This window comes from Pseudomonas sp. RA_15y_Pfl2_54 (genome assembly GCF_963971015.1).
Classification (GTDB): domain Bacteria; phylum Pseudomonadota; class Gammaproteobacteria; order Pseudomonadales; family Pseudomonadaceae; genus Aquipseudomonas; species Aquipseudomonas baetica_A.
On sequence record NZ_CAXAPN010000078.1, the window covers coordinates 1 to 2,517 of the forward strand.

The window sequence follows — 2,517 nt, forward strand, 5'->3', positions numbered from 1 at the left end:
AGCAGCATCTTAAGTAATGCGGCTCTGCGTTCAGGTGAATAGTACGGCACGACCAGTCTCTTTCCGCCCCCGATATGCTTTTTTTGGAAAAACCGGAGAGGCGACAACTATCCTGACACCGGGGGGCACTGGGCGATACAGATCAAGAGTCAATGGATCTGGGCTCCTGGGTTGCCAACAACGCTACGCAGTACAACTTCCTCAATCACCAGGATGTCATCGATCTCGCTGAAGCGGAGAAGACGTGCCGAACGAAAGGAAATTGTGATGAAGTCAAAAAAGAGTTTGATGAGCGCAGCGATGCGAACCGGGAGCGACTGAAAAACTGCAAGCTTGTCGGAAACTGCGCACAAATTAGGGCAGAGATTGATGAGGGCTCCAAAGCACTGGGGACCCTGATCGAGGTAACCGAGAAGGTCAACCCAGGCGGCTCGGATAATGATCTGGCGTATTACTATCAGACCAAAAAGAACGCCACCGACTGGACGACGGCTGGTTTAAACCATTTAGATCAGATTGGTAATCTGTGGGTCAACGACGATGGTTCGTGGTTGACTGAGGCGGGAGTCTATCTAGATCAGACGGGTTTCAATCCATTTGGAATCAACGTTCTGCCTGGCATGCATGGAGCTGGTGAAGGAGGCGGGACCAAGGTAAGGCCACTTGATGACTTGCCTGTCGGAGGCGGTGGTAAAGATAAGCCGAAGCCTACGCCAGAGTGGGATAATCCTGTCACGAGGGTCGATGGAGAGTTTGGCGATCAAAACGCTCCAACGATTAATGTTCCTGCATTTTTTGATACGCCAACGAATGCGCCGAAGTTTATTACCAATGGACGAATCAATATGTCTGATTTGCAGAAGCTGGTTCCGCCTGGTATGCCGGATACGTTCAGACCTTCTGCCATTATTGCTGATGGCAGTAAATTCTCGTACGTTTGGGCAGGGCAGAAAGTTGAAATTAAGTGGCATTCCCCTGATCTCAATGCAGCTGCAAATCATCCTGGATCCAACTCAGGTAGTGGTTGGACTGCGCAGATTAAAATCGGAAAGAAACTGCTTGGGCAAGATGGCAGGCTTTACAGAAAAGTAACCAATGTCACCCATATTCCTGTGGACTTTAAATGATGAAGGCCGTTTCTTATTACTGCTCGCTTCCGGACTCGATGCCTGAAGAAGATGTGACAAAGGAATTTCATGAACTTCTACAAGAAGTACCTGGTTCTGAGCGGTTGAAACATGATTTTCTCCAGGCTCTGTTAGAGCTCAGCGATCGTCAGTGGCACACCTATAAAGGGATGGACCAGCCACTGAAGACTCAGATCGAGAAAATCTTGATCAGTTGGTGGGATGGATACGATTTCGATTTTGCTGAGGGCTCGATCATCGTTGCTGCAATGCTTGGGTTGGTTGAACTTTTTGATTTTATATCAAATCGAAGTGTTGCCGAGCTTTCACCTGAAGTAGCTGTCGAGATTAAAGAGGCAATTGCTGAGCTGGGGGATAATATCGCTGATCCGTATAGTGGTCTGTGATTTGAAGCGACCAATAATCCGCGAATAGGAGTGGCCACATTTAAGCGTCATTCAGAAAGGCGTAGGATGTGATTCCGGATTGAAATCCCGTCAGGCTAAAACAATGAAAACGCCCCGAACACTGTCGGGGCGTTTTCATTTGCCAGACTCAATCAGCAGAACACTCAACGAAACGCCGGCACCACATGCTTGATAAACAACTCCAACGATTTCTTCTTCTCTTCATGCTGCAGGCTGTTATCACACCAGAAACTGAACTCATCCCCCCCCCCAACTCCTGGTAATACTTGATGCGCGGAATGATCTCTTCCGGCGTACCAATCATCGCCGTCTTGTGCAAACTCTCCAGCTCAAACTCCGGACGCCCGGCAAACTTCTCTTCCGGGCTCGGTGCGAGGAAGCCATTGACCGGCGTTTGCTTGTTGCCGAACCACGCATCGAAGGTGCGATAGAAACGCGAGATCGCTTTCGCGCCGACTTTCCAGCCGTCCGGATTATCAGCGGTGTGCACGTGGGTGTGACGCAGCACCATCAGTTGCGGGCGTGGCACGTCGGGGTTGTTGTCCAGCGCAGTCTGGAATTTGTTTTTCAGGTCGGGGACTTCTTCGTCGCCCTTCGTCAGCGGCGTGACCATCACGTTGCAACCGTTGGCCACGGCGAAGTTGTGCGAGTCCGGGTCGCGGGCGGCGATCCACATTGGCGGGTTGGGCTTCTGGATCGGTTTTGGCACGCTGGTGGAGGTGGGGAATTTCCAGATGTCGCCGTTGTGCGCGTAGTCGCCTTGCCACAGGGCGCGGACCACCGGGACCATTTCGCGCAAGGCCTGGCCGCCGCTGGGTAAAGGGGGACGGTAAAGGGGGACAGACCCTGAGGGATCCCCGATTTTTCTTACAGAAAATCAAGAAGTTGGAATATTGAAGAGGCCTGCATGAGTCGGCAACTTGGTTTGCACCACACAAATACAAGAAACCGAACCCATGCAA

General features: G+C 51.3%; 2 protein-coding genes and 1 pseudogene. 2 read left to right on the top strand and 1 reads right to left on the bottom strand.

The features are described from left to right. The first annotated feature begins 152 nt into the window (after positions 1-152). Entirely contained in the window at positions 153-1,127 is a 975-nt protein-coding gene (locus AACY50_RS28495) for a hypothetical protein (protein WP_339539922.1), read from the top strand. Beyond that, entirely contained in the window at positions 1,124-1,534 is a 411-nt protein-coding gene (locus tag AACY50_RS28500) for a hypothetical protein (RefSeq protein WP_339466833.1), read from the top strand. The genes AACY50_RS28495 and AACY50_RS28500 overlap by 4 nt, the downstream gene beginning before the upstream one ends. Positions 1,535-1,698: 164 nt before the next feature. Here the strand turns inward: AACY50_RS28500 and AACY50_RS28505 are convergent. After that, a pseudogene (locus AACY50_RS28505) lies at positions 1,699-2,378 on the bottom strand (LLM class flavin-dependent oxidoreductase); the annotation flags it as partial. Between the last annotated feature and the right edge of the window lie 139 nt (positions 2,379-2,517).

Excerpts from the sequence above, each read along its gene's own strand:
- AACY50_RS28495 (WP_339539922.1), top strand. The coding sequence starts at position 153 with ATGGATCTGGGCTCCTGGGTTGCCAACAACGCTACGCAGTACAACTTC.
- AACY50_RS28500 (WP_339466833.1), top strand. The coding sequence starts at position 1,124 with ATGATGAAGGCCGTTTCTTATTACTGCTCGCTTCCGGACTCGATGCCT.